The 241-nt window shown below is 37.8% G+C and carries 1 pseudogene; it reads right to left on the reverse strand.

Going from position 1 to position 241, the window contains the following annotated elements:
- Window positions 1–241 (reverse strand): annotated as a pseudogene (locus F1003_RS16330) (RagB/SusD family nutrient uptake outer membrane protein); the annotation flags it as partial.

Below are 241 nucleotides of genomic sequence, written 5' to 3' on the forward strand. Positions count from 1 at the left end.
GGCGTGTGCATAACTCAGTGCTCTTAAAAAACGAGCTTCATTTCTGAAAAGTCTAGCTTCTTCAGCCTGAACTCCTGTAATACCACGAGACGATAGTTTATCGTCAGACATTTCTCTAATAAATTCACTGGTAAGTGTTACTTGATACATAACACGATAATACATTGCTGTAACAAACTGGTTATCAGAACCCCATTTCATAGTATTCATTTCTGGTAAATTGGGATCTCTCCATGCTATC

It is taken from the genome of Winogradskyella ouciana (assembly GCF_009709615.1).
GTDB lineage: Bacteria > Bacteroidota > Bacteroidia > Flavobacteriales > Flavobacteriaceae > Winogradskyella > Winogradskyella ouciana.